General features: G+C 69.2%; 20 protein-coding genes. 11 read left to right on the top strand and 9 right to left on the bottom strand.

Annotation, left to right across the window (positions count from 1 at the left end; all coding sequences use genetic code 11):
• Window positions 1–147: 147 nt before the first annotated feature.
• Window positions 148–501: a hypothetical protein gene (locus tag AB0H78_RS31555; RefSeq protein ID WP_363238095.1), complete on the top strand. Its 354-nt coding sequence runs from the start codon at window positions 148–150 to the stop codon at window positions 499–501.
• Window positions 502–550: 49 nt separating this feature from the next.
• On the opposite strand, the gene AB0H78_RS31550 is transcribed toward AB0H78_RS31555, so the two are convergent.
• Window positions 551–1,408, bottom strand: coding sequence for a trypsin-like serine protease (locus tag AB0H78_RS31550; protein WP_363238094.1), 858 nt, complete (start codon window positions 1,406–1,408; stop codon window positions 551–553).
• Between the two features lie 69 nt (window positions 1,409–1,477).
• Between AB0H78_RS31550 and AB0H78_RS31545 the strand changes: the two genes are divergently transcribed.
• The 4 genes from AB0H78_RS31545 (at window position 1,478) to AB0H78_RS31530 (ending at window position 7,233) form a co-directional block, all read left to right on the top strand.
• Complete coding sequence (locus AB0H78_RS31545) at window positions 1,478–2,866, top strand: class II fumarate hydratase (protein ID WP_363238092.1); 1,389 nt, start codon at window positions 1,478–1,480, stop codon at window positions 2,864–2,866.
• Window positions 2,867–2,938: 72 nt separating this feature from the next.
• Window positions 2,939–3,604, top strand: a complete 666-nt coding sequence (locus AB0H78_RS31540) for a DUF402 domain-containing protein (protein ID WP_363238091.1) — start codon at window positions 2,939–2,941, stop codon at window positions 3,602–3,604.
• Window positions 3,605–3,795: 191 nt separating this feature from the next.
• The gene (locus AB0H78_RS31535) at window positions 3,796–5,655 is read left to right on the top strand and encodes a SpoIIE family protein phosphatase (protein ID WP_363238090.1); all 1,860 of its coding nucleotides are present in this window, start codon (window positions 3,796–3,798) and stop codon (window positions 5,653–5,655) included.
• Between the two features lie 114 nt (window positions 5,656–5,769).
• Window positions 5,770–7,233, top strand: coding sequence for a catalase (locus AB0H78_RS31530; protein WP_363238089.1), 1,464 nt, complete (start codon window positions 5,770–5,772; stop codon window positions 7,231–7,233).
• Between the two features lie 78 nt (window positions 7,234–7,311).
• On the opposite strand, the gene AB0H78_RS31525 is transcribed toward AB0H78_RS31530, so the two are convergent.
• On the bottom strand, window positions 7,312–9,567 hold the full coding sequence (locus tag AB0H78_RS31525) for a transglycosylase domain-containing protein (RefSeq protein ID WP_363238088.1): 2,256 nt from the start codon (window positions 9,565–9,567) through the stop codon (window positions 7,312–7,314).
• Window positions 9,568–9,830: 263 nt separating this feature from the next.
• On the opposite strand from AB0H78_RS31525, the gene AB0H78_RS31520 reads away from it, so the two are divergent.
• The 3 genes from AB0H78_RS31520 to AB0H78_RS31510 are packed head-to-tail and all read left to right on the top strand — an operon-like array spanning window position 9,831 to window position 13,374.
• Window positions 9,831–10,355, top strand: a complete 525-nt coding sequence (locus AB0H78_RS31520; RefSeq protein ID WP_363238087.1) for a PadR family transcriptional regulator — start codon at window positions 9,831–9,833, stop codon at window positions 10,353–10,355.
• Complete coding sequence (locus AB0H78_RS31515) at window positions 10,352–11,038, top strand: ABC transporter ATP-binding protein (protein ID WP_363238086.1); 687 nt, start codon at window positions 10,352–10,354, stop codon at window positions 11,036–11,038. The genes AB0H78_RS31520 and AB0H78_RS31515 overlap by 4 nt, the downstream gene beginning before the upstream one ends.
• On the top strand, window positions 11,035–13,374 hold the full coding sequence (locus AB0H78_RS31510) for an FtsX-like permease family protein (RefSeq protein WP_363238085.1): 2,340 nt from the start codon (window positions 11,035–11,037) through the stop codon (window positions 13,372–13,374). Before AB0H78_RS31515 ends, AB0H78_RS31510 begins: the two co-directional genes overlap by 4 nt.
• Before the next feature lie 25 nt (window positions 13,375–13,399).
• On the opposite strand, the gene AB0H78_RS31505 is transcribed toward AB0H78_RS31510, so the two are convergent.
• On the bottom strand, window positions 13,400–14,350 hold the full coding sequence (locus tag AB0H78_RS31505) for a hydrogen peroxide-inducible genes activator (protein WP_363238084.1): 951 nt from the start codon (window positions 14,348–14,350) through the stop codon (window positions 13,400–13,402).
• 133 nt (window positions 14,351–14,483) lie between these two features.
• Here AB0H78_RS31505 and AB0H78_RS31500 point away from each other — a divergent pair, with 133 nt between their 5' ends.
• Both AB0H78_RS31500 and AB0H78_RS31495 read left to right on the top strand, forming a co-directional pair.
• Entirely contained in the window at window positions 14,484–15,038 is a 555-nt protein-coding gene (locus tag AB0H78_RS31500) for a peroxiredoxin (RefSeq protein ID WP_363238083.1), read from the top strand.
• A 6-nt stretch (window positions 15,039–15,044) separates the two neighbouring features.
• On the top strand, window positions 15,045–15,578 hold the full coding sequence (locus tag AB0H78_RS31495) for an alkyl hydroperoxide reductase (RefSeq protein WP_363238082.1): 534 nt from the start codon (window positions 15,045–15,047) through the stop codon (window positions 15,576–15,578).
• A 57-nt stretch (window positions 15,579–15,635) separates the two neighbouring features.
• Here AB0H78_RS31495 and AB0H78_RS31490 read toward each other — a convergent pair whose 3' ends face one another.
• From AB0H78_RS31490 to AB0H78_RS31470, 5 genes are all read right to left on the bottom strand, one after another.
• Window positions 15,636–16,379, bottom strand: a complete 744-nt coding sequence (locus AB0H78_RS31490; protein ID WP_363238080.1) for a hypothetical protein — start codon at window positions 16,377–16,379, stop codon at window positions 15,636–15,638.
• Window positions 16,376–17,698 carry an AI-2E family transporter gene (locus AB0H78_RS31485; protein ID WP_363238079.1) on the bottom strand — a complete coding sequence of 441 codons (1,323 nt, stop codon included), beginning with the start codon at window positions 17,696–17,698 and terminating at the stop codon, window positions 16,376–16,378. The genes AB0H78_RS31490 and AB0H78_RS31485 overlap by 4 nt, the downstream gene beginning before the upstream one ends.
• A 127-nt stretch (window positions 17,699–17,825) precedes the next feature.
• Window positions 17,826–18,518, bottom strand: coding sequence for a transglycosylase SLT domain-containing protein (locus AB0H78_RS31480; RefSeq protein ID WP_363238078.1), 693 nt, complete (start codon window positions 18,516–18,518; stop codon window positions 17,826–17,828).
• A 395-nt stretch (window positions 18,519–18,913) separates the two neighbouring features.
• Window positions 18,914–20,236 carry a PhoH family protein gene (locus AB0H78_RS31475; RefSeq protein WP_363238077.1) on the bottom strand — a complete coding sequence of 441 codons (1,323 nt, stop codon included), beginning with the start codon at window positions 20,234–20,236 and terminating at the stop codon, window positions 18,914–18,916.
• A gap of 268 nt (window positions 20,237–20,504) precedes the next feature.
• Window positions 20,505–21,266, bottom strand: coding sequence for an isoprenyl transferase (locus tag AB0H78_RS31470; protein WP_363238076.1), 762 nt, complete (start codon window positions 21,264–21,266; stop codon window positions 20,505–20,507).
• Window positions 21,267–21,435: 169 nt separating this feature from the next.
• On the opposite strand from AB0H78_RS31470, the gene mgrA reads away from it, so the two are divergent.
• On the top strand, window positions 21,436–22,473 hold the full coding sequence (mgrA, locus tag AB0H78_RS31465; RefSeq protein WP_363238074.1) for an L-glyceraldehyde 3-phosphate reductase: 1,038 nt from the start codon (window positions 21,436–21,438) through the stop codon (window positions 22,471–22,473).
• 129 nt (window positions 22,474–22,602) lie between these two features.
• On the opposite strand, the gene AB0H78_RS31460 is transcribed toward mgrA, so the two are convergent.
• Entirely contained in the window at window positions 22,603–23,325 is a 723-nt protein-coding gene (locus tag AB0H78_RS31460) for an A24 family peptidase (RefSeq protein WP_363238150.1), read from the bottom strand.
• Between the last annotated feature and the right edge of the window lie 7 nt (window positions 23,326–23,332).

The following is a 23,332-nucleotide window of genomic DNA, read 5'->3' as shown; positions in this document are numbered from 1 at the left end:
CGGTGCGAGGCCCCGGGCTCGCGTAAGGCTGTGGCTCCACCAATGGATTACCCTCCGCAGTTCATCGATTGCGGAGGGTGATCACTTGTCTGAGGGTGGGACTCACGCGTGCTTCGTGTGTCCCGTGCGGAAGGAATCCCCACCCTCATGGCCCGCAGAAGAATCTGTCTAGCCGTCACGAAGGACGACAACAAGAACCCTCGCTTCGGCTTCTCCACCTGGACGGCGATCTCGTTCTCGGTGTCGCTGCTGCTGGTCGTGGTGGTGGACCAGACGCAGATCCGGGAGATCGCCGGGGACACCTCGCTCACCTATCTGGAGTACTTCGCGATCGCCCAGTACATCGTGATCATGGGGATCTTCGCCAACGCCATCCTGATCGGGTCCGAGACGAAATTCCGCGCGCTGGAGTGGAAGGACAACCTGCTCCCGACGCTGCTGTACTGGCCGGTCCTGATCGGTCTGTTCTTCGTCTTCACGCTCTTCGTCTTCGCGACGTAGCGCGGGGCCCGGGTGCGGGGACAGGCACCCGGGCCCTGCCGCCGTACCGCTACAACCGGCCCTGCTCGTCATGGAGTCGACGCGCCGCGCCGTCGAACATCGCCCCCCACGCCTCGTCGCCGGCCCCCGCCGAGGTCTGCCGCGCACTCGTCACCCCCACCTGGACGTCCTCGCCCTTCGGGGTGCGCGCGTACCAGGGGCCGCCGCTCGCGCCGTTCGTCATCCGGCACGGCTTGAGCTGCTCGCCGCCGGCGAGGCGGGAGTCGTGGATCGGGGTGGTGGGCCCGGAGCAGTACTGGAGGATCTCCCCGTCGTACGGCTTCACATACGGGTACCCGAGCGCCGTCTTCTCCCCCGCCACCGGGGCGAAGACCGCCTTCCGGGCGCCGACCACGTCCTGGACATGGCGGTTCTTCACGTCGGTGTCGAGCGCGACGAACGCGAAGTCGGCCTTGTGGTCCTCCTTGTCCGCCCAGGCCGGGGCGATGCCCACGGAGCGGGCGGTGAACCCGCCGTGGGGCCAGTCGTCCCTGTCGCACCCCGGCACGAACAGCAGCGACTTCATGAAGCCGCCGTACGCGTGGAGGTGGACACAGTGCCCCGCAGTGGCGATGGTGTCGCGGTTCGGGGAGTCGACGACAGCAGCGGTGCAGGTGGCTTTCTGTCCGGTGGGCAGGACCATGAAGAGACGGCCCACCTGACGGACGGAGCCCCTGCCCAGCACCCAGGGGACACCGTCCGGCGGGGCCGGGTCCGCGGAGGCCGGGGCAGGATCGGAGGCGGCTATCGCCTCGTGCATCCGCTCGGGGGTCCAGTACGCGCGTATGGCGTCCGCGTTCTGGCTCTGCTGGGTGGGCGCGAGAGTCACGGCGAGTGCCGTGGCGACCACGGAGAGTATTCCGATCATAAATCGAACGTAACGCCGGACGGGAACATCCACTACCGGACGGTTGCTGCTCCAGAAGGAGGTACGACGATGACCGAGAAGTTCCGTATCGAGCACGACTCCATGGGTGAGGTACGGGTGCCGGCCGACGCCAAATGGCGGGCCCAGACCCAGCGCGCGGTGGAGAACTTCCCCGTGTCGGGGCAGCGCCTGGAGCGCGCCCACATCGAGGCGCTGGCCCGGATCAAGGCGGCCGCCGCGAAGGTCAACGCGGATCTCGGGGTCCTCGACAAGGACATCGCCGGGGCGGTGGCGGAGGCGGCCGGGGAGGTCGCGGACGGGCGCTGGGACGACCAGTTCCCGGTGGACGTCTTCCAGACCGGCTCGGGCACCTCCTCCAACATGAACATGAACGAGGTCGTGGCGACGCTGGCGGGCGAGCGTCTGGGCCGCGACGTGCACCCGAACGACCACGTGAACGCCTCCCAGTCGTCCAACGACGTCTTCCCCTCCTCGATCCACATCGCGGCGACGGCCGCCGTGACAGCCGATCTGATCCCGGCGCTGGAGCACCTGGCGCTGGCCCTGGAGCGCAAGGCCGAGGAGTTCGCGGAGGTCGTGAAGTCGGGGCGTACGCATCTGATGGACGCGACGCCGGTGACGCTGGGCCAGGAGTTCGGGGGGTACGCGGCGCAGGTGCGGTACGGCGTCGAGCGGCTCTCCGCGTCCCTGCCGCGACTGGCCGAACTCCCGCTCGGGGGAACGGCGGTGGGCACCGGCATCAACACCCCGCCCGGCTTCTCGGCCGCCGTCATCGCGGAGGTCGCGCGGGCGACGGGCCTGCCGCTGACCGAGGCGCGCAACCACTTCGAGGCACAGGGTGCGCGGGACGGTCTGGTGGAGACGTCCGGACAATTGCGGGTGATCGGGGTCGGCCTGACGAAGATCTCGAACGATCTGCGGTGGATGGCGTCGGGGCCGCGCACGGGCCTGGCGGAGATCTCGCTCCCGGATCTGCAGCCGGGCTCCTCGATCATGCCGGGGAAGGTCAACCCGGTGATCCCCGAGGCGGTGCTGATGGTCGCCGCACAGGTGACGGGGAACGACGCGACGGTGGCCGCGGCAGGGGCCGCGGGCAACTTCGAGCTCAATGTGATGCTGCCGGTGATCGCGAAGAACGTGCTGGAGTCGGTGCGGCTGCTCGCCAATGTCTCGCGGCTGCTGGCGGACCGGACGGTGGACGGGATCACGGCGCATGTGGAACGGGCACGGGAGTACGCGGAGTCCTCGCCGTCGGTGGTGACGCCGCTGAACAAGTACATCGGGTACGAGGAGGCGGCGAAGGTGGCCAAGCGGGCGCTGGCCGCGAACCAGACGATCCGCGAGGCGGTCCTTGAAGGCGGCTACGTGGAGCGGGGCGACCTCACGGAGGCCCAGCTGGACGAGGCCCTGGACGTCCTGCGCATGACACGGCCCTGACGCGAGGAACGGGGCCGCACCTGGTGACGTGGATCGCAGCACACCGGACCCCACTCTCACTAAGATCTCCGCATGACAGGCACCGGAGGTAATCAGCACTGGGCGCCCGGAGATCACATCCTCTGGCGCTACCGCGGGCACGCCTCCGGCGACCCGCACATCTGCCGGCCCGTCACCGTCGTCCAGGACACCGACGATCTCCTCGCCGTGTGGATGGCGCCCGGCACCGAGTGCGTACGGCCCGTGCTGGCCGACGGCACCCCCGTGCACCGCGAGCCACTCGCCACCCGCTACACCAAGCCCCGTACCACCGAGCGCTCCCAGTGGTTCGGCATGGGCGTGCTGAAACTGGCGCGGCCCGGGGAGCCCTGGTCGGTGTGGCTGTTCTGGGATCGCGGGTGGCGATTCAAGAACTGGTACGTGAACCTGGAGTCGCCGCGCACCCGTTGGGCCGGCGGCGTCGACTCCGTGGACCACTTTCTGGACATCGCCGTGGAGCCCGACCGCAGCTGGCGCTGGCTGGACGAGGACGAGTTCGCGCAGGCCCAGCGCGACGGGCTGATGAACGCGGACGAGGCACTGCGCGTACAACAGGCGGGGCGGGCCGCGGTCGCGACCGTCGAGTCCTGGGGCGCGCCGTTCTCCGACGGATGGGAGAACTGGCGGCCCGATGCGCGATGGCCGGTTCCCGAGCTGCCGAAGGACTGGGATAGCGCCCCGGCGCATATGCCTGCGTGAGACCCTTGATGCGCCCCCGGGGTGCAAACGTAGGATCGGCTTCCGTAAGGCTGCGCCGTACAACGAACCACCGGGCGCGGTGCACCAACTGACCGAATGTCACTACAGGGGGGTGCGGCCATGACAGCGGGTATACGACCTCACGAAGCGGTTGCACCGCACACCTGCCCCGGACGGACGGAACCCCACGCGTGACGGAGCACTCCACCTCCCACGAAGGCCGGCAGCCCAGCACCGCTGCCAGGCCCTTTGAACGTACCCGGCCGCGCCAGGAGACGGACGAGTCCGGCGCGGCCGTGTCCGCCAAAGCCGCCAAGGACGTCGCCGCGGCCACGGCGGCGGCGGCCATCCCCGCGCCCGCGGCCCCCGCACGCCCCGAAGGCGACAGGCTGCGCTTCGTGGGGGCGGCGACGCGACGGATCGCGCGCGGCATAGACCTCGACGAGATCGTGCTCGGGCTCTGCCGGGCGACCGTGCCGACATTCTCGGACGCGATACTCGTCTTCCTCCGGGATCCGCTGCCGGTGGGCGACGAGCGCCCGGTGACCCCGTTCGTGCTGCGGCTGCGCCGCACCGACCGGCTGCGTTTACCTGAGGAAAGGGATCCCGACGAGGCAGCGGAGACGCTCGAGCCCCTGGCGGCCGAGCTCTGCGAGGTCCGTTCCGGAGGCGCGCTGGCCGAAGTGCTCCGTGGCGTACGCCCGGTCTTCGGCGACTCCGCGGCCGCCCGCGCCGCACTGCCCGAGCTGCTCGGCGGCGGCCACCCGGTCCCGACCGGGCACCGTACGATCCTCGCCCCGCTGCGCGGCAGGCGCCGTGTGATCGGCGCCGCGGTCTTCATCCGGCGCCCCGAGGGGCCCGCCTTCGAGCCCAACGACCTTCTCGTGGCAGCCCAGTTGGCGACGCACACCGCGCTCGGGATCGACAAGGCCGTGCTGTACGGACGCGAGGCGTACATCGCCGACGAGCTCCAGCGCACCATGCTGCCCGACTCCCTCCCCCAGCCGACCGGCGTGAAGCTGGCCTCGCGCTATCTGCCCGCCGCCGAGACGGCACGCGTCGGAGGCGACTGGTACGACGCCATCCCGCTGCCGGGCAGCCGGGTCGCGCTGGTCGTCGGGGACGTCATGGGGCATTCCATGACATCAGCCGCGATCATGGGTCAACTCCGCACCACCGCCCAGACGTTGGCGCAGCTGGACCTCCCGCCCGCCGAGGTACTGCACCACCTCGACGAGCAGGCCCAGCGGCTCGGCTCGGACCGGATGGCGACCTGCCTGTACGCCGTCTACGACCCGGTGGCCCACCGCATCACCATCGCCAACGCCGGGCATCCGCCGCCCGTACTGCTGCACCTGGGCGGCCGCGCCGAGGTGCTGCGCGTCCCGCCCGGGGCGCCGATCGGGGTCGGCGGGGTCGATTTCGAGGCGGTCGAGCTGGACGCACCCGCGGGCGCGACCCTGCTGCTCTACACCGACGGGCTCGTCGAGTCCCGGCTGCGTGACGTGTGGACAGGGATCGAGCAGCTGCGGGAGCGCCTGGCGGCCACCGCCCAGCTGACAGGACCCGACCATCCGCCGCCCCTCGAAGCGCTCTGCGACGACGTCCTGGACATGCTCGGGCCCGGCGACCGGGACGACGACATCGCGCTGCTCGCGGCCCGCTTCGACGGGATCGCGCCGAGCGACGTCGCGTACTGGTACCTCGACCCGGAGGAGCAGGCGCCGGGACGGGCCCGCAGGCTCGCCCGCAAGGCACTCCAGCGCTGGGGTCTGGAGGAGCTGTCGGACTCGATGGAGCTGCTGGTCAGCGAGGTGGTGACCAATGCGGTGCGGTACGCGGAGCGGCCGGTGACGCTGCGCCTGCTGCGTACGGACGTACTGCGCTGCGAGGTCGGCGACGACGCACCCCAGCTCCCCCGCCAGCGGCGCGCCCGCGAGACGGACGAGGGCGGCCGGGGGCTCTTCCTGGTGAACCGGCTGGCCAAGCGGTGGGGGGCCACCCGGCTCTCGACCGGCAAGGTGGTGTGGTTCGAGCTGCCCCTGGGGTGACGGCTGCGGTGACGCCTGCGGTGAGGTCCAGATGTTGCCGACCATGTGTCGGCAGCGTTGACTGGGGAAGTCGGACATAGCGACCTCACACCCCCTATCGACGGGAGGACGCTCGTGACCGAGGCATCGCAGAAGGCCCCGTACACCACGAACAACGTCGGCATTCCAGTGGAGAGCGACGAACACTCGCTCACCGTGAGCCCCGACGGGCCCATCCTGCTCCAGGATCACTACCTCATCGAGAAAATGGCCCAGTTCAACCGCGAACGGGTCCCCGAGCGGGTGGTGCACGCCAAGGGCTCGGGAGCGTACGGCACGTTCGAAGTGACCAATGACGTCAGTCAGTTCACCTCGGCGGACCTCTTCCAGCCGGGCCGGCGGACCGACATGCTGGCGCGGTTCTCGACGGTCGCCGGTGAGCAGGGATCGCCCGACACCTGGCGCGACCCCCGCGGATTTGCCCTCAAGTTCTATACGGAGCACGGCAATTACGACCTGGTGGGGAACAACACCCCGGTCTTCTTCGTCCGTGACCCGATCAAGTTCCAGGACTTCATCCGCAGCCAGAAGCGCCGCCCCGACAACGGTCTGCGCGACAACGACATGCAGTGGGACTTCTGGACGCTGTCGCCGGAGAGCGCACACCAGGTCACCTGGCTGATGGGCGACCGCGGCATCCCCAAGAGCTACCGGCACATGAACGGCTACAGCTCGCACACCTACATGTGGGTCAACGCGGGCGGCGAGCGGTTCTGGGTGAAGTACCACTTCAAGACCGACCAGGGCATCGAGTTCCTGACGCAGCAGGACGCCGACGACATGGCGGGCTGCGACACCGACTACCACCGCCGCGACCTCTTCGAGTCGATCGAGCGCGGTGATGCGCCCACCTGGTCGCTGAAGGTGCAGGTCATGCCCTTCGAGGACGCCGCCGACTACCGCTTCAACCCCTTCGATCTGACCAAGGTGTGGCCGCACGGCGACTACCCGCTGATCGACGTCGGCCGGATGACCCTGAACAAGAACCCCGAGGACTACTTCGTCCACATCGAGCAGGCGAGCTTCGAGCCGTCGAACCTGGTGCCGGGCATCGGCCCCTCGCCGGACAAGATGCTGCTCGGCCGGCTCCACTCGTACCCCGACGCGCACCGCTACCGGATCGGCCCGAACTACACGCAGCTGCCGCCCAACAGGCCGCGCTCGCCGGTCAATTCGTACGCGAAGGACGGCCCGATGCGCTTCGAGGCGTCGAACGCGGCACGTCCGTACGCACCCAACTCCTACGGCGGCCCAGCCGCGGATACCGCGCGCTTCGGCGCGGTCGCGGGCTGGGAGTCGGCGGGCGAGATGGTCCGCCAGGCGTACACGCTGCGCCGCGAGGACGACGACTGGGGCCAGGCGGGCACCCAGGTGCGCCAGGTGCTCGACGACGCGGCGCGCGAGCGGCTGGTGGGCAATGTCGTCGGACATCTGGCCCAGGGCGTCTCGGGGCCGGTCCTGGAGCGTGCGCTGCAGTACTGGCGCAACATCGACAAGGAGGTCGGCGACAGGATCGCCGCCAAGGCGAACGGCGGCTGAGCAGGCCGCACGCACTCGCCTGCACCGGAGCCCCCGCAGCCATCGCTGCGGGGGCTCCGTCGTGCTGTGCCGGTGCCGTCAGCCTTCGTCGGCGTTCTGGCTGCCGCCCGGGTTCGGCGGCGGCGCGCTGCTGCTCCCGCCGGGGTCCGGCGGCCCGCTGCTGGTCTGCCCCGGGTCCGGTTCGACCGGCGTCTCGGACGGGGTCTCCGACGGCGTCTCGGACGGGGTGTTCGACGGGCGCCGGCTCGCGGTGTGGGACGGCGTCTCGGACGGGGTGTTCGACGGCGTCTCGGACGGCGTGAAGCTCGGCTCCACCGCGGCGCCCTGGTCGGTGTCCAGGTCGAACTCGGCCTTGTCCAGGTCGAGTCCGAAGGTGTACGCCGCCCAGATCTGCGCCGGGAAGCCACCACCGTTGATACGGCCCGTGGGGCTGCCGGCGGCACCGCTCATGGTGACCTGGCCGCCCTTGTTGATCTTCTGGCCGTCCACCGTGCGCGGAGTGGCCGCCTCACCGAAGAGGCCGACCGAGGTCACCAGATTCGGCGTGTAGCCGGTGAACCAGGCCGACTTGTTGTTGTCGGAGGTACCGGTCTTGCCCGCCACCTGCTGGTCCTTGTTCTTGACGACCTTGCCGGTGCCCTCGTCGACCACACCGGTCAGCACGGAGGTCAGCGCGTCGGCCGTCGACCGGCTGACCACCTGGTCGCCGATCGCGTCCTTCATCTTCGAGTACGACTCACGGCCCGCGTGCGTCGCGGTCTTGATGATGGTGGGCGTGACCTTCTTGCCGTGGTTGTCGAAGGTGGCGTACGCCCCGGCCATCTCCATGGGGCTCGCGCCGTACGAACCGAGCGTCATCGCGGGCACGTCATCGGCTTTCTCCATCCGGCTGAGACCGAGGTCGACAGCCAGCTTCCTGACCTCGTCGAGCCCGACGTCCACGCCCATCTGCGCGAACACCGAGTTGATCGACTTGTTCATGGCGGTCTGCACGGTGACGTTGCCGTAGCTGACGTCGTCCTCGTTGGGCGGATCGAAGGCGATGTCACTCCCCTCCACCGGCCGCTTGCTCTTGCCGCTGTACTTCGTGTCCGCGGTGATCGACTCGCCATCCTGCGTCTTCGCGTTGTTCTCCAGCGCGGCCGCCAGGATCAGCGGCTTGAAGGTGGAGGCGGGCTGGTAGTCGGTGCGCTTGGCGTTGCTGAACTCGTGCTTGAGGTAGTCCGTGCCGCCGTACAGCGCCAGGATCGCCCCGGTGTGCGGGTCGACGGAGACCGCGCCCGCCTGGAGGTCCGCGTCGACCTTCCGTTCCTTGGGCTTCAGCTTGTCGGTGACCTGCTGCTTGATCGTCTTCTCCAGCGCCGCCTGCTTCGTGGCGTCGATGTTGAGCGTGATCGTCCAGCCGCCGGCGTCGATCTCCTGCTCGGAGATGCCGGATGCCATCATCTCCTGCTTCGCGGCCTTGACCAGATAGCCGGTCTCGCCCTTAAGGCCGGACTCGGCCTTGGGCGCCTTGGGGATCGGCAGCTTCGTCAGGGACGCACGCTCGGAGGCGCTCAGCCAGTTCTTGTCGACCATGTTGTTGAGGGTGTAGTTCCAGCGGTTGGTGACAAGGCGCTTGCCCTCGGCGGTGGCCGCCTGCCAGTCGTACTGGCTCGGCGCCTGGAGCAGCGAGGCGAGATAGGCGCCCTGCGCGACGTTCAGCTTCTTGGCGTCGATGCCGTAGTACGCCTGGGCCGCGGCCTGGATTCCGTACGCCTGGCGGCCGTAGTAACTGGTGTTGATGTAGCCGGACAGGATGTCCTCCTTGGAGAACTTCCGGTCGACCTTGAGCGCGATCACCAGCTCGTTGAGCTTGCGCGTGACGGTCTGGTCCTGGCTGAGGTAGTAGTTCTTCACGTACTGCTGGGTAATGGTCGAGCCACCCTGCTTGCCCTTGCCGCTGGCCGTGTTGTAGAGGCCGCGGGCCAGGCCCTTGAGGTCGATGCCGTTGTCGTCGTAGAACGACTTGTTCTCGGCGGCGACGAAGGTCTTCTGGACATCCCCGGGGACCTGGTCGAGGCCGACCTTCTCGCGGTTGATCTCTCCCGTGCGGGCGATCACCTTGCCGTTGGCGAGCTTGTAGACGTTGCTCTGCTGCTCGGCCTGGGCGTTGGCGGTGGGCACGTCGACGTACAGATAGAGCCCGATGAAGGCGGCCATGCCGAGCAGGACTATTCCGAAGAACGTGCCCAGCATCTTCTTCCAGGTGAAGAGCCGGCGTATGCCGGACTTCTTCGGCTTCCCCCGGCGCGCCCCGCTCTGCCGGGCTCGTCGCTCCTCTGCACGGCCCATCGCTCTGTACGCTCCGCCTTCTTCTCAGCCAGGTCTGCCAGGTCGGCTCAGCTCAGCTCGCAAGCTAACACCGCACGTACGGACAAAGGACGGCTGATCCGTACTTTTCCGTACGTGACAATCAGCACCTGTCTCTAGGGAACCGACGAGCGAAGCGCACACAAGGTTGCCAACCCCGACCGAAGTTGACCGATCACGTACGAAATGTCGCAAAAGTCTGCCACTATGCACTGCGGGTATACGTGGTGTGTATAGTGCTTGGCATGTCAATCGGCCACACCCTGCTCGGGCTCCTGGAGTCCGGACCGCGCCATGGTTACGACCTCAAGCGCGCCTTCGACGAGAAGTTCGGGCACGACCGCCCGCTGCACTACGGCCAGGTCTACTCGACCATGTCGCGCCTGCTGAAGAACGGCCTCGTCGAGGTCGACGGCATCGAGGCCGGCGGCGGTCCCGAGCGCAAGCGCTACGCCATCACCGAGGCCGGCGTCAGCGACGTCGACCAGTGGCTCGCGCAGCCCGAGAAGCCCGAGCCCTACCTCCAGTCGACGCTCTACACCAAGGTCGTCCTGGCCCTGCTGACCGACCGCAGCGCCGCCGACCTCCTCGACACCCAGCGGGGCGAGCACCTGCGCCTCATGCGCATCCTCACCGACCGCAAGCGCCGCGGGGACCTCGCCGACCAACTGATCTGCGACCACGCCCTGTTCCACCTCGAAGCCGATCTGCGCTGGCTGGAACTGACCGCGGCCCGGCTGAACCAGCTCGCCACGGAGGTACGTTCATGACCCCCGCCGGATCCCTGCTCGTCGCCAAGGACCTGCACAAGACGTACGGGCCGACACCCGCCCTGGACGGCGCGTCCTTCTCCATCCACCCCGGTGAGATCGTGGCGGTGATGGGGCCGTCGGGCTCCGGCAAGTCGACGCTGCTGCACTGCCTCGCCGGCATCGTCCGCCCCGACGCCGGGGTCATCACGTACAACGGCCGCGAGCTGTCCTCGATGGCGGACGCCGAGCGCTCCGCGCTGCGCCGCAGCGACTTCGGCTTCGTCTTCCAATTCGGCCAGCTGGTACCCGAGTTGACCTGCGTCGAGAACGTCGCACTGCCGCTCCGCCTCAACGGCGTGAAGCGCAAGGAGGCCGAGCGCCGGGCCGCGGAGTGGCTGGAGCGACTCGAAGTCCAGGACGTCGGCGGCAAGCGTCCTGGCGAGGTCTCCGGCGGCCAGGGCCAGCGCGTCGCCGTCGCCCGCTCCCTGGTCACCTCACCGCGGGTCCTCTTCGCGGACGAGCCGACCGGCGCGCTCGACTCGCTCAACGGCGAGCGCGTCATGGAGCTCTTCACCCAGGCCGCCCGCTCCACCAGCGCGGCCGTCGTCCTGGTCACCCACGAGCCGCGGGTCGCCGCCTACTCGGACCGCGAGATCGTCGTACGGGACGGCAAGTCCCGTGACCTGGAGTTCACTTCATGAGTGCGGCCGCGTGGGGCAGAGACCTCGCCATAGGCGCGAAGTTCGGCGTCGCGGGCGGTCGCGAGGGCTGGCTGCGCACCCTGCTGACCGCCGTCGGCGTCGGCCTCGGAGTCGCCGTACTGCTCTTCACGACCGCGGTGCCGGGTGCACTGTCCGCGCGCGACGCACGCAGCCAGGCGCGCGACGACTTCACGGCGCAGATGACCGACAAGCGCGGGGACACGACCCTGCAGGCGGTCACCGAGACGCAGTACGGAAAGAAGGACGTCCGCGGCCGGCTCGTGCACGGCGAGAGCGCCGACGCACCCGTCCCGCCCGGCCTCACGGCCCTTCCGGCGACCGGTGAGATGGTCGTCTCGCCCGACCTCAAGACGCTCCTCGACACCTCTGCGGGCAAGCTCCTGCGCGAGCGCATCCCGTACAAGGACGTCGGGACGATCTCCGACAGCGGACTGCTCGGCCCGCATGAACTCGCCTACTACGCAGGCGCGGACGCGGACAGCCTCCCGCTGGGCGGGGGCGAGGTCCGGCGGATCAGCTCCTACGGCGGCATCCAGCAGCGGGAGCCCATGGACCCGGTGATGGCGCTCCTGGTCGTCATCATCTTCATCGTGCTGCTGATGCCGGTGGCCGTCTTCATCGCCGCCGCCGTCCGCTTCGGCGGCGACCGCCGCGACCGGAGGCTCGCCGCACTGCGCCTGGTGGGCGCGGACGCGCGGACGACACGGCGCATCGCGGCGGGCGAGGCCCTCGCCGGATCGCTCGTCGGCCTGGTCCTGGGGACCGGATTCTTCTTCCTGGGGCGGCAGTTCATCGGTGACATGACCGTCGCGGGGATCAACCTCTTCCCCGCCGACGTGGACCCCTCCCCCGGGCTCGCCGTGCTCGTCGCGCTCGCCGTGCCGGCGGCGGCGGTCGGTGTGACGCTCCTGTCGATGCGCGGAGTGGTGATCGAGCCGCTCGGTGTCGTACGGACCGCGACCGCACGCCGTCGCCGCCTGTGGTGGAGGCTGCTGCTCCCCGCCGCCGGACTCGCCCTGCTCGCCCCGATGATCGGCCAGGGCCGCAACAGCGGCCGCTTCAACCAGGCCCAGGTCATCGGCGGTACGACGCTGCTCCTCATCGGGGTCGTCGCCCTGCTCCCCTGGGTGGTGGAAGCCGTGGTGAACCGACTCGGAGGGGGCACGACGGCCTGGCAACTGGCGGTGCGCCGACTCCAGTTGACCAGTGGCACGGCGGCCAGGACGGTCAACGGGATCGCCGTCGCCGTCGCCGGGGCGATCGCCCTGCAGATGCTGTTCGCGGGCATCGACGGGGACTACACCAAGCCGACGGGCGCCGATCTCTCCCGGTCCCAGATGTCCGTGTACGGCATCAACGGCAGCGCGGCCGAGAGCAAGGACATCGCGGCGAAACTGCGGTCCACGCACGGGGTGCGCTCGGTGGCCACGCTCGGCAACGCCTCGGTGGCGACGAAGGCCAAGTCCCCCGAGACGTACAGCAACCTCACCGTCGGCGACTGCGCCTCGCTGCGCGAGATCGCGCGCATCGGCTCCTGCAAGGACGGCGACGTCTTCGCCGTGACGGGCGGCTGGGACCAGGGTGCGGTCGAGATGGCCAAGCCCGGCCACAAGGTGTACATCAGCGGCTCGGACCTCCTCCCGACGGACAAGTCGCGCGCCTCGCCGATGGGTTGGACCGTACCGGCGGACATCCGGACCGTGCCCGTACGGAAGTCGCCCGACGGAGGCACGGACGGGGGCGGCCTGGTGCTCACCCCGGGGGCGCTGCCGGCGCTCGATGCGGGTCGGATCAGCCGGAAGATGTTCCTGAGCCTGGATCCCGGGGTGGGTGACGCGGACGACCAGGCACGCAACACCGTCGCGCGGATCTCACCGCTCTACGATGTGCGGCTGCTCACCGACACGGAGGAGTCCAACCGCTTCGCGTCGGTGCGGCGGGGCCTGTACATCGGCACCGCCGGGGTCCTGCTGCTGATCGGCGTGAGCCTGCTGGTGTCGACTCTGGAGCAACTCCGCGACCGCAAGCGGCTGTTGGCGGCGCTGGTGGCTTTCGGGACGCGGCGCTCGACGATGAGCTGGTCGGTGCTCTGGCAGACGGCGATCCCGGTCGCGCTGGGGCTGGCGCTGTCCACGGGAGTGGGTCTGGGGCTCGGCGCGATCCTGCTGGGGATGGTGGGGCACACGGTCGCGGTCGACTGGACCGCGGTGGCGGCGATGACGGGGATCGGCGCGGGCGTCGTACTCCTGGTCACGCTGCTGAGCCTGCCGCCGCTCTGGCGGCTGATGCGGCCGGACGGTCTCCGCACGGAGTAGCCGGGGGACCCCCTCCTTGAGGGGCTCAGTTCAGCCACACCGGCAGCGGCCGCATCGCCTCGCGCAGTGCCGCCGCGAAGGCTTCGAACTCCTCGCCCCGCGCCGCCCCCACCCGCATCGCCAGCGCGATGCGGCGGGACGGTGCGGGGTCCGCGAAGTACGCCGTCGCCAGCTGGTCGTTGCGCCCCGTCTCGACCCGCAGCGCCGTACGCGGCAGCAGCGTCACCCCGAGCCCGCCCGCCACCAGCTGCACCAGCGTGGACAGCCCGGCCGCCGTCGTCGTGACCGCCGCCCCGTCGCTCCTCCCGACCTCACGGCAGACGTCCAGCGCCTGGTCCCGCAGACAGTGCCCCTCGTCGAGCAGCAGCAGGTCCAGCCCCCTGAGCGCCTCCCTCGGCACGTCCTCCCGGCCCGCCAGCCAGTGGTCCCGGGGCGTCACGAGCACGAAGTCCTCCTCGAACAGCGGGAGTTCGGCCACCCCCGGCACCCCGAGCGGCACCGCGAGCAGCAGCAGGTCGAGCCGCCCCGCCCCCAGCCCCTCCAGGAGCGAGGACGTCTGCTCCTCGTGCACCTGCAGATCGAGCTCCGGGTATTCGCGCCGTACGAGACGCAGCACCGTCGGCAGCAGATACGGCGCCACCGTCGGGATCACCCCGAGCCGCAGCACCCCGGTGAAGGGCGCCCGCACCGCCTCCGCCTCCTCCATCAGCACCCCGACCGCGTCCAGCACCGCCTTCGCCCGTACGGCCAGCCGCTCCCCGGCCGGCGAGAGCAGCACCTTGCGCGTGGTGCGCTCCAGGAGCTGTACGCCGAGGGTCTCCTCCAGCGCCGAGACCGCCCCCGACAGGGCGGGCTGGCTCATCCCGATCGCCGCCGCCGCATCGCGGAAGTGAAGATGCTCGGCCACCGCCGCGAAGGCCCGCAGCTGCGCCAGGCTCGGCTGCTTGCCCGGCCTGCTCCTACTTACTGTGGCCACTGATAGGCACCTCCGATCACCACGACCGAGTCTAGCTATTTCCGTGATCAATGCACCTTGTGTCACGCTGTGAGCCGTCCAACCCCCCAGGAAAAGCCCCAAAAGGGTATTCCTAACTGTGCAAGGAGAGCGCGTGCTCACTGTCGGTGACAAGTTCCCCCCGTTCGACCTGACCGCTTGCGTTTCCCTCGAAGCGGGCCAGGAGTTCGCGCAGATCGACCACAAGACCTACGAGGGCAAGTGGAAGATCGTCTTTGCGTGGCCCAAGGACTTCACCTTCGTGTGCCCCACCGAGATCGCCGCCTTCGGCAAGCTGAACGAGGAGTTCGCCGACCGTGACGCGCAGGTCCTCGGCTTCTCCGGTGACTCCGAGTTCGTGCACCACGCCTGGCGCAAGGACCACCCGGACCTGACCGACCTGCCCTTCCCGATGCTCGCGGACTCCAAGCACGAGCTCATGCGCGACCTCGGCATCGAAGGCGAGGACGGCTTCGCGCAGCGCGCCGTCTTCATCGTCGACCAGAACAACGAGATCCAGTTCACGATGGTGACCGCGGGTTCCGTCGGCCGTAACCCGAAGGAGGTCCTCCGGGTCCTCGACGCGCTCCAGACGGACGAGCTGTGCCCGTGCAACTGGACCAAGGGCGAGAACACCCTGGACCCGGTCGCGCTCCTGTCGGGCGAGTGATCTGACATGGCACTCGACGAACTGAAGTCCGCCATACCGGACTACGCCAAGGACCTGAAGCTGAACCTCGGCTCGGTCATCGGCAATTCGGACCTCCCGAAGCAGCAGCTCTGGGGCACCGTTCTGGCCTGCGCGATCGCCTCGCGCTCGCCGAAGGTGCTGCGCGAGCTGGAGCCGGAGGCCAAGGCGAACCTGTCCCCCGAGGCGTACACCGCCGCCAAGTCCGCCGCTGCGGTCATGGCGATGAACAACGTCTTCTACCGGACGCGCCACCTCCTCTCCGACCCCGAGTACGGCACGCTCCGCGCGGGCCTGCGGATGAACGTCATCGGCAATCCGGGCGTCGAGAAGGTCGACTTCGAGCTGTGGTCGCTCGCGGTCTCCGCGATCAACGGCTGCGGCCAGTGCCTCGACTCGCACGAGCAGGTGCTCCGCAAGGCGGGCGTCGACCGCGAGACCATCCAGGAGGCCTTCAAGATCGCGGCCGTCCTGCAGGCGGTCGGCACGACGCTGGACGCGGAAGCGGTGCTGGCGCAGTAGCGCCGTACGACAACAGCAGGGCCCCGGTGACATCAACTGTCGCCGGGGCCCTCGCCGTTACTTCTTGAGCGCCGCCATCAGGGCCCGCATGTCCTCGATCATCGCGGGCTGCAGAGCCGCCATCTCTTCGGCGGTCGGCATCTTGGGCTCCTTGGCGGTGTCGTACCCGACCGACCCCACCGAAACCCTCAGCGTGAGCACCGCGCCGCCGTCCCGCACCCGGAGTTCCGGTTCACGGGGGTCGCTCGACAGGGAGGTCACCATGTACGCCACGTCGCCGAGGCCCGGAACCTCCTCCACCTTCGGACGCTCGTCCGGATTCGTCTGGTCGGTGTCCCTCGTGGCTTCGAACTCGGGCGCGGGATCCGTCACTTTGTGCAGGGCGACGAAGATGTTCACCCCGTAGATGACCCGCGGTGTTCTGTCCTCATCCGAGTCATCGCTGCCATCGGCGCCCAGGTTCGTGATGCAGCCCGCCTGGTCCAACGCGTCGGCGGTCTTCGCCCACTTGTACGGGTCATGGGCGGTCCCGAGTGCGGCCGACAGGGACGTGAGCGCGGCGCTCCGGCAGAGGTCGTCCCCCACCGCGTACCCCTTGGTGTCGATCCCCTCGTCGTGCCCCCGCCCGTACGCGAAGAGCGCCCCGCCCCACACCGCCGAAGCCACCACCGCCCCGCCCAGCGCCCACACCCACGGCCTGCGCGGGCGTGGTGCGCGCGGCGGGTGGGGCTCCAACTCGGCCGGGAGGTCCATGACGTGGCCGTCACCGAACCCCCCGACCATCTCCGGCTCCGATATCACTGCGATTCCTCTGCTTCCCCCGTGTGCGGCAGTACAGGTGCCACTTCCACCGCTGTCGCCCCGTGCGGCTGCGGTGCGGTCTTGAGTGCGTTCTCCCTGCTGTACGCGCGCAGATAGCCCACCATCGTGTTGGTCACCGCCACCAGCGGGACCGCGACCACCGCGCCGCCGATCCCCGCGATCAGCCCGCCGGCCGCCACGGACAGCACCACGGCGAGCGGATGGACCCGCACCGCGCGGCCGAGGATGAACGGCTGCAGGATGTGTCCCTCGATCTGCTGTACGGCAAGGACCACGGCCAGCACCATCAGCGCCGTGAACGGTCCCTCGGTGACCAGGGCGACGACCACCGCGAGCGCGCCCGAAATGACCGCGCCCACCAGCGGGATGAAGGCGAACAGGAAGATGAAGACGGCCAGCGGGACCGCCATGGGCACCTTCAGGAAGAAGATCCCGAGCCCGATGAAGATGGCGTCGATCATGGCCACTATCACCGTCCCGCGCACATAGGCGGTCAGCGTCCGCCAGGCGCGCGGGCCCGCGCCCGCGAGACCCGGACGGGCTGCGGCGGGGGCCAGCTTGAGGCACCACTGCCAGATGCGCGGGCCGTCGTACAGCAGGAAGAGCGTCGAGAACATCGCGAGCAGTATCCCGGTGAGCACCTCCACCAGGACGGTGATGCCCTGCAGACCGGTCGAGGTGATCTCGTTGGTGTTCGCGCCGATCGTGTCGCTGAGGTTCTTGGCGATCTGGTTGATCTGGTCCTCGGTGACATGGAACGGGCTGTTCAGCAGCCAGTTCTTCAGCTCCTGGATACCGTCCTGGACCTTGGTGGAGAGCGTGTCCAGGTTCTCCATGACCTGCCAGACCACGAACCAGCCGACCAGCCCCATGATGACGAAGCCGCCGATCGCGGTGACCGCCGTCGCCACACCGCGCGGCAGGCCCATCCTCTTCAGCCGGGCCACGGTCGGCTGCAGCAGGGCGGTGACAAGCAGGGCCGCGACGAAGGCGAACACCACCAACTGGACGGCGCTGATGACCTTCATCAGGATCCAGAGCGTGCCCGCGAGGACCAGGAAGCGCCAGCCCGCCTCGGCGGCGACCCGCATGCCCCAGGGGACCGCGGCCACCGGATCGGGGCGGGGAGCCACGGCAGGGGCGTAGGCGGGCGGCGGGGGTACGTGTTCGGGGGCCGGCTGCGTCTCTTCTTCGTGGCCCGTCGTCACTTCGTCCTCCGCACGGCGTTCCTCCAGCCGTTCGCCCAAGCTGGTCAGTTCGGCGCCGAGCCGCTCCAGCCATCCCGGCAGTCCTGCCATGTCGATCCCACTTCCCCCGGTTTTTCCCCCGGTCACAGATTCGAGGCTGACCGTACACGCACGGAGCCCCCCACCGAAGGACGGTGAGGGGCTCGTGGAAGTTGACTGCCCGGGCGGACTTCCCGACTCAGTACGAGTGGTGGGTCTGCCAGAACGACCAGGCGCCGCACGGAGAGCCGTAACGGTTCTCCATGTAGTTGAGGCCCCACTTGATCTGGGTCGCCGGGTTGGTCTGCCAGTCGGCTCCGGCCGAGGCCATCTTGGAGCCGGGGTAGGCCTGGACGAGACCGTAGGCACCCGATGAGGGGTTGGTCGCGCGGTAGTTCCAGCCGGACTCGTGGTCCACGATGTTGCTGAAGCACTGGAACTGGTCGGACGCCATCATCGACTGGGCCATCGCCTTGATCTGCGACACCGAGTACGAGCTCTGCTGGGTGTAGCTGATCTTGGAACGGGCCTCGGACCGGCTGGCGGCTTCCTTGGCCTCGCGCTCCTTCTTGACCTTCGCCTCAGCGGCGTCCTTCTTGGCCTTCGCGTCCTTGGCAGCCTGGATGCGGGCCGCGGCCTCGGCATCCTTCTTGGCCGTCGCGTCGGCCTGCTGGGCCTGTACGTCGGCCTGCTGGGACAGGGATGCGGTCTGCACCTGGGCCTGCTGGCCGGTGGGGATGTCCGCGAGGAGCGTCGTGTCCGCGGCAGCTGCGTCCGTGTTGTTGTCATGTGCGGGCAGCGTGCTGCCCGAGGCAACGCCTACGACGGCGCCAACGGTGGTGACCGCGGTGGCAGATGCCACCGCGAATCCGCGAACCGAAATCCGGCTCACACGGTTTCCTTCCAGCAGCGCCCGCTTCGGTGACCCCGCGGACGCAATCGTGCCCCTGGCGCTGGCCTCCCAACTGCTGGGTCACGGGAGGCACGGGCCCGACTGGCAACTCCCTTGCGGGAGAGCCGGATGGTGCTCGGGCGGCATACGGCGTCAGATGTGGAGTTGTGTGGTGATTTCGTGCACGGGTGCCGTATGCGGGGCCTGACGGAAAAGAGACTCTGCCGGACGGGGGCGCCGCAAGGCAATTATCTGCTGGGTGTGAAAGCTCACACCCCGTTTGCCCCGGGAGTTTTCTGGAAACTGCGGCACGGCAAAGAGCCGCCCGGCTAGGCTGCTTCACCTTCGCCGGACGGCTCCCGTTTCGAACCCACGGGTAACAGAGGACGTACGCCTCAGATCTGCCCGTCCTCCAGCATTTCGGTCACCAGCGCGGCGATCTGCGAGCGCTCGGACCTGGTCAGCGTGATGTGCGCGAAGAGCGGATGCCCCTTGAGCTTCTCGACGACGGCGACCACTCCGTCGTACCGGCCGACCCGCAGATTGTCGCGCTGGGCGACATCGTGCGTGAGGACAACCCTGGAGTTTGCCCCGATACGGGACAGAACGGTCAACAGGACGTTCCGCTCCAGGGATTGGGCCTCGTCCACGATGACGAACGCGTCGTGGAGCGAACGGCCCCGGATGTGCGTGAGCGGCAGAACCTCCAGCATGCCGCGCCCGAGCACCTCCTCGATCACCTCGCGCGACGTGACCGACGAGAGGGTGTCGAAGACCGCCTGGGCCCACGGGCCCATCTTGTCGGCCTCGGACCCCGGCAGATAGCCGAGCTCCTGCCCACCGACCGCGTACAGCGGCCTGAAGACCATCACCTTCTTGTGCTGCCCGCGCTCCAGTACGGCCTCAAGTCCCGCGCAGAGCGCCAGCGCCGACTTGCCCGTGCCGGCCCGGCCGCCCATCGAGATGATCCCGATGTCCGGATCGAGCAGCAGATCCAGGGCGATGCGCTGCTCGGCGCTGCGACCGTGCAGCCCGAAGGCCTCGCGATCACCGCGTACGAGACGGACGTTGCCCTCGCCGGTCACCCTGCCCAGTGCCTTGCCGCGCTCCGACTGGAGCACGAGTCCGGTGTGGACGGGGAAGTCCGCCGCCTCGGGGACGTACAGCGTCTCCTCGGAGAAGAGGAGGTCCACCTGGTCGGCGGAGAGCGGCAGTTCGGACATTCCGGTGAAACCGGAGTCCGTGATCGCGAGCTCGGCGCGGTACTCCTCGGCGAGCAGACCGACCGACGACGCCTTGATGCGCAGCGGGAGGTCCTTCGACACGACGGTGACGTCGTATCCCTCCGCCTGGAGATTTCGTGCGACCGCGAGAATCCGGGAGTCGTTGTCCCCCAACCTGTAGCCAGCGGGAAGAACGCTGGGATCGGAGTGGTTCAGCTCGACCCTGAGGGTCCCGCCCAGCTCGCCCATCGGGAGGGGGGCATCGAGGCGTCCGTACTTCACCCGGAAGTCGTCCAGCAGGCGCAGGGCCTGCCGGGCGAAGTAACCGAGCTCCGGATGGTGCCTCTTGGCCTCCAGCTCCGTGACCACGACGATCGGGAGCACGACTTCGTGCTCGTCGAAGCGGGTCATCGCGTTGGGGTCGGCCAGCAGGACGCTGGTGTCGAGAACGTAAGTGCGCCTGTCGGGCATGCGGCGCTTAGTGCTGGTCACCACGGAAGGACGTACCCCCTCGGCAGAGGTTCGGGTGCGACAACGTCGCGGGCGGTGGAACCGGTCTCTGGCCCCGATGCACGGGCCGAGCACCGGCCCTCCACGATCACCGTGTGCAAAGGGCCTCCCGGGTGAGCTGCTGAGAACGCTGCTCAGGAGGGGGTATGCCCTCGAACATGCGAAGCCATGCCACCCACCGCATACGCGGGTGAGGGAGTTGGGCCGAGAGGGGCTGTGTCACCCGGGGGCAACCGCCGGGCCCCCTGCCGGACTAGGAGCCGTAACGCCGGTGTCGTGCGGCGTAGTCGCGCAGGGCGCGCAGGAAGTCCACCTTGCGGAACGCGGGCCAGAAGACTTCGCAGAAGTAGTACTCCGAGTGGGCGCTCTGCCAGAGCATGAAGCCCGAGAGCCGCTGCTCGCCGCTGGTACGGATCACGAGGTCCGGGTCGGGCTGGCCGCGCGTGTAGAGGTGCTCGGAGATGTGCTCGACGTCGACGATCTCGGCGAGCTCCTCGAAGGAGGTGCCCTTCGAGGCGTGCTCCAGGAGGAGCGAGCGGACCGCGTCCGCGATCTCCTGGCGGCCGCCGTAGCCGACGGCGACATTGACGAGTATTCCGTCGCGGTCGTGGGTGGCCTGCTCGGCCTCCTTGATGACCGACTGCGTACGGGAGGGGAGGATGTCGAGCGTGCCGACGTGGTGGACGCGCCAGCGGCCGTCGGAGGCCAGCTCGCGGACCGTGTCCTCGATGATGCCCAGGAGCGGGCCGAGCTCGTCCTCGGGGCGGTCGAAGTTGTCCGTGGAGAGCATCCACAGGGTGACGACCTCGACGTCCGTCTCGTCGCACCAGCCGAGGAACTCGGAGATCTTGTCCGCGCCCGCCTTGTGCCCTTGCGCGGCCGTACCGCCCGAGGCCTTGGCCCAGCGGCGGTTGCCGTCGAGGATGACGCCGATGTGCTTGGGCACCTGGGCGTGGTCGAGGCGGCCTTCCACCCGGCGTGCGTAGAGCCCGTACACCAGGTCGCGCAAGTTCACAGAGGTTCCTCTCACCAGGGCGGTGGGGGCCACCGACTGGCCTGTCGTGTCCGGCCGGGGGGCCGGGGGTCGCCCCCCGGAAATGTCCAGCCCCGAAGCGGCCACACTACTGCGCAGGGGTCACAGCCACCCAACCCGGACTGTCACAGCTCCGTGATAGTCAGGGGACATGACCGATTCTCTTCGTTATCTCGCCGCCGGTGACCGTTATGACTCCATGGAGTACCGGCGGACCGGCCGCAGCGGGCTGAAGCTGCCCGCGATCTCCCTCGGCCTCTGGCACAACTTCGGTGACGACCGCACCCTCGACTCGCAGCGCGAGATCCTTCGCCGCGCCTTTGACATCGGTGTCACCCACTTCGACCTGGCGAACAACTACGGTCCGCCGGCCGGGTCGGCCGAGCTCAACTTCGGCAAGCTCTTCGCCCAGGACTTCGCGCCCTACCGCGACGAGCTGATCATCTCCACCAAGGCCGGCTACCTGATGCACCCCGGCCCGTACGGCGAGTGGGGCTCGCGCAAGTACCTGACCTCGTCGCTGGACGCCTCGCTGCAGCGCATGGGTCTCGACTACGTCGACATCTTCTACTCCCACCGCTTCGACCCCGAGACGCCGCTCGAGGAGACGATGGGCGCGCTGGCCTCCGCGGTCCAGCAGGGCAAGGCGCTGTACGTGGGCGTCTCCTCGTACACCAGCGAGCAGACCGCCGAGGCGGCCCGCATCCTCAAGGAGATGGGCGTACCCGCCCTCATCCACCAGCCGTCGTACTCGATGATCAACCGCTGGACCGAGGACGACGCGCTGCTCGACACCCTGGAGACGGCCGGCATGGGCTGCATCTCCTTCGTGCCGCTCGCGCAGGGCCTGCTCACCGGCAAGTACCTCAAGGGCATCCCGGAGGGCTCACGCGCCACCCAGGGCAAGTCGCTCGACCCGGGCCTGCTCTCGGACGAGGTGCTGCGCCGGCTCCAGGGGCTCAACGAGATCGCGAAGCGCCGCGGCCAGTCCCTCGCACAGCTGGCGCTCAACTGGGTGCTGCGCGACCCGCGGATGACGTCCGCGCTCATCGGCGCCTCCAGCGTGAAGCAGCTGGACGAGAACGTCGCGGCTCTGGCCGGAGCGCCGCTCACCGCCGAGGAGTTGAAGGAGATCGACTCCTTCGCCGTGGACACCGCGGGCGCCAACATCTGGGCCGGGCGCGGCTGACCGCGGGTGCCCGGCGATATCCGGGCACAAAAAACGGGCCGGTCCGTGGGGGGGGATACGGACCGGCCCGAGGGGGGGTTTCCACCATAACCCTTCGTAAGTCGTGCTCGGCGCCACGACGTGCCGTGGCTACGCTCCGAATGCGCCGAGCAGCAGACCCGTGCAGGCGCCGGCCACCATGAAGGGGCCGAAGGGCAGAGCCGTCCTCCGCGTGGCCCGACCCCTCGCCACCTGCGAAATCCCGTACAGGGAGCCGTAGACGAAGCCGGCGAGCGCACCCAGCATCAGCACCCCCCACCCGTACCAGCCGAGTGCCAGTCCCAGTGACATAGCCAACTTGACGTCACCGAAGCCCATCCCTCTCGGGTTGACGAGGAACAACACGAAGTAGCCGCCCGCGAGCGCACAGCCGCCCAGCAGGGCGCCGGTCCAGGAGCCTCTGGCGCCGGGGAGCACAGCCGCGAGGGCGAGCAGGGCGGTGGTGGCGGCGGCGAGCGGGAGGGTCAGTACGTCGGGCAGGCGCTGTACGGCGCGGTCCACCATGGCCAGGAGTACGAACACGGGCGCGATCAGCAGCCAGACGCACAGTTCGGGCACAGGTCCGGCTGCTACGGCGAGTGCGGCGCACAGCAGTGCGGTGACGGTGACCGTGGCGGGCGTGCTCGGGCCGTAGCGCCCGCCGTACGAGGTGCGGGCGGGCCCGAGCCAGCCGCCGACGGGGTGGCCTTCGGGCGTGACCGACCGCCAGGGCTCCTCCGGCTCGACCGCCAACCGGTAGGCGGGGCGCGGCAGCAGGAGCCCGGCGGCGGCGCCGAACAGGCCGCCTGCGAGGGCGAGGATCGTCGACTCGATCACGTGG

Origin of the sequence: Streptomyces sp. NPDC050738 (assembly GCF_040654175.1) — a bacterium.
GTDB lineage: Bacteria > Actinomycetota > Actinomycetes > Streptomycetales > Streptomycetaceae > Streptomyces.
This window is presented reverse-complemented; position numbering and strand designations above follow the sequence as displayed.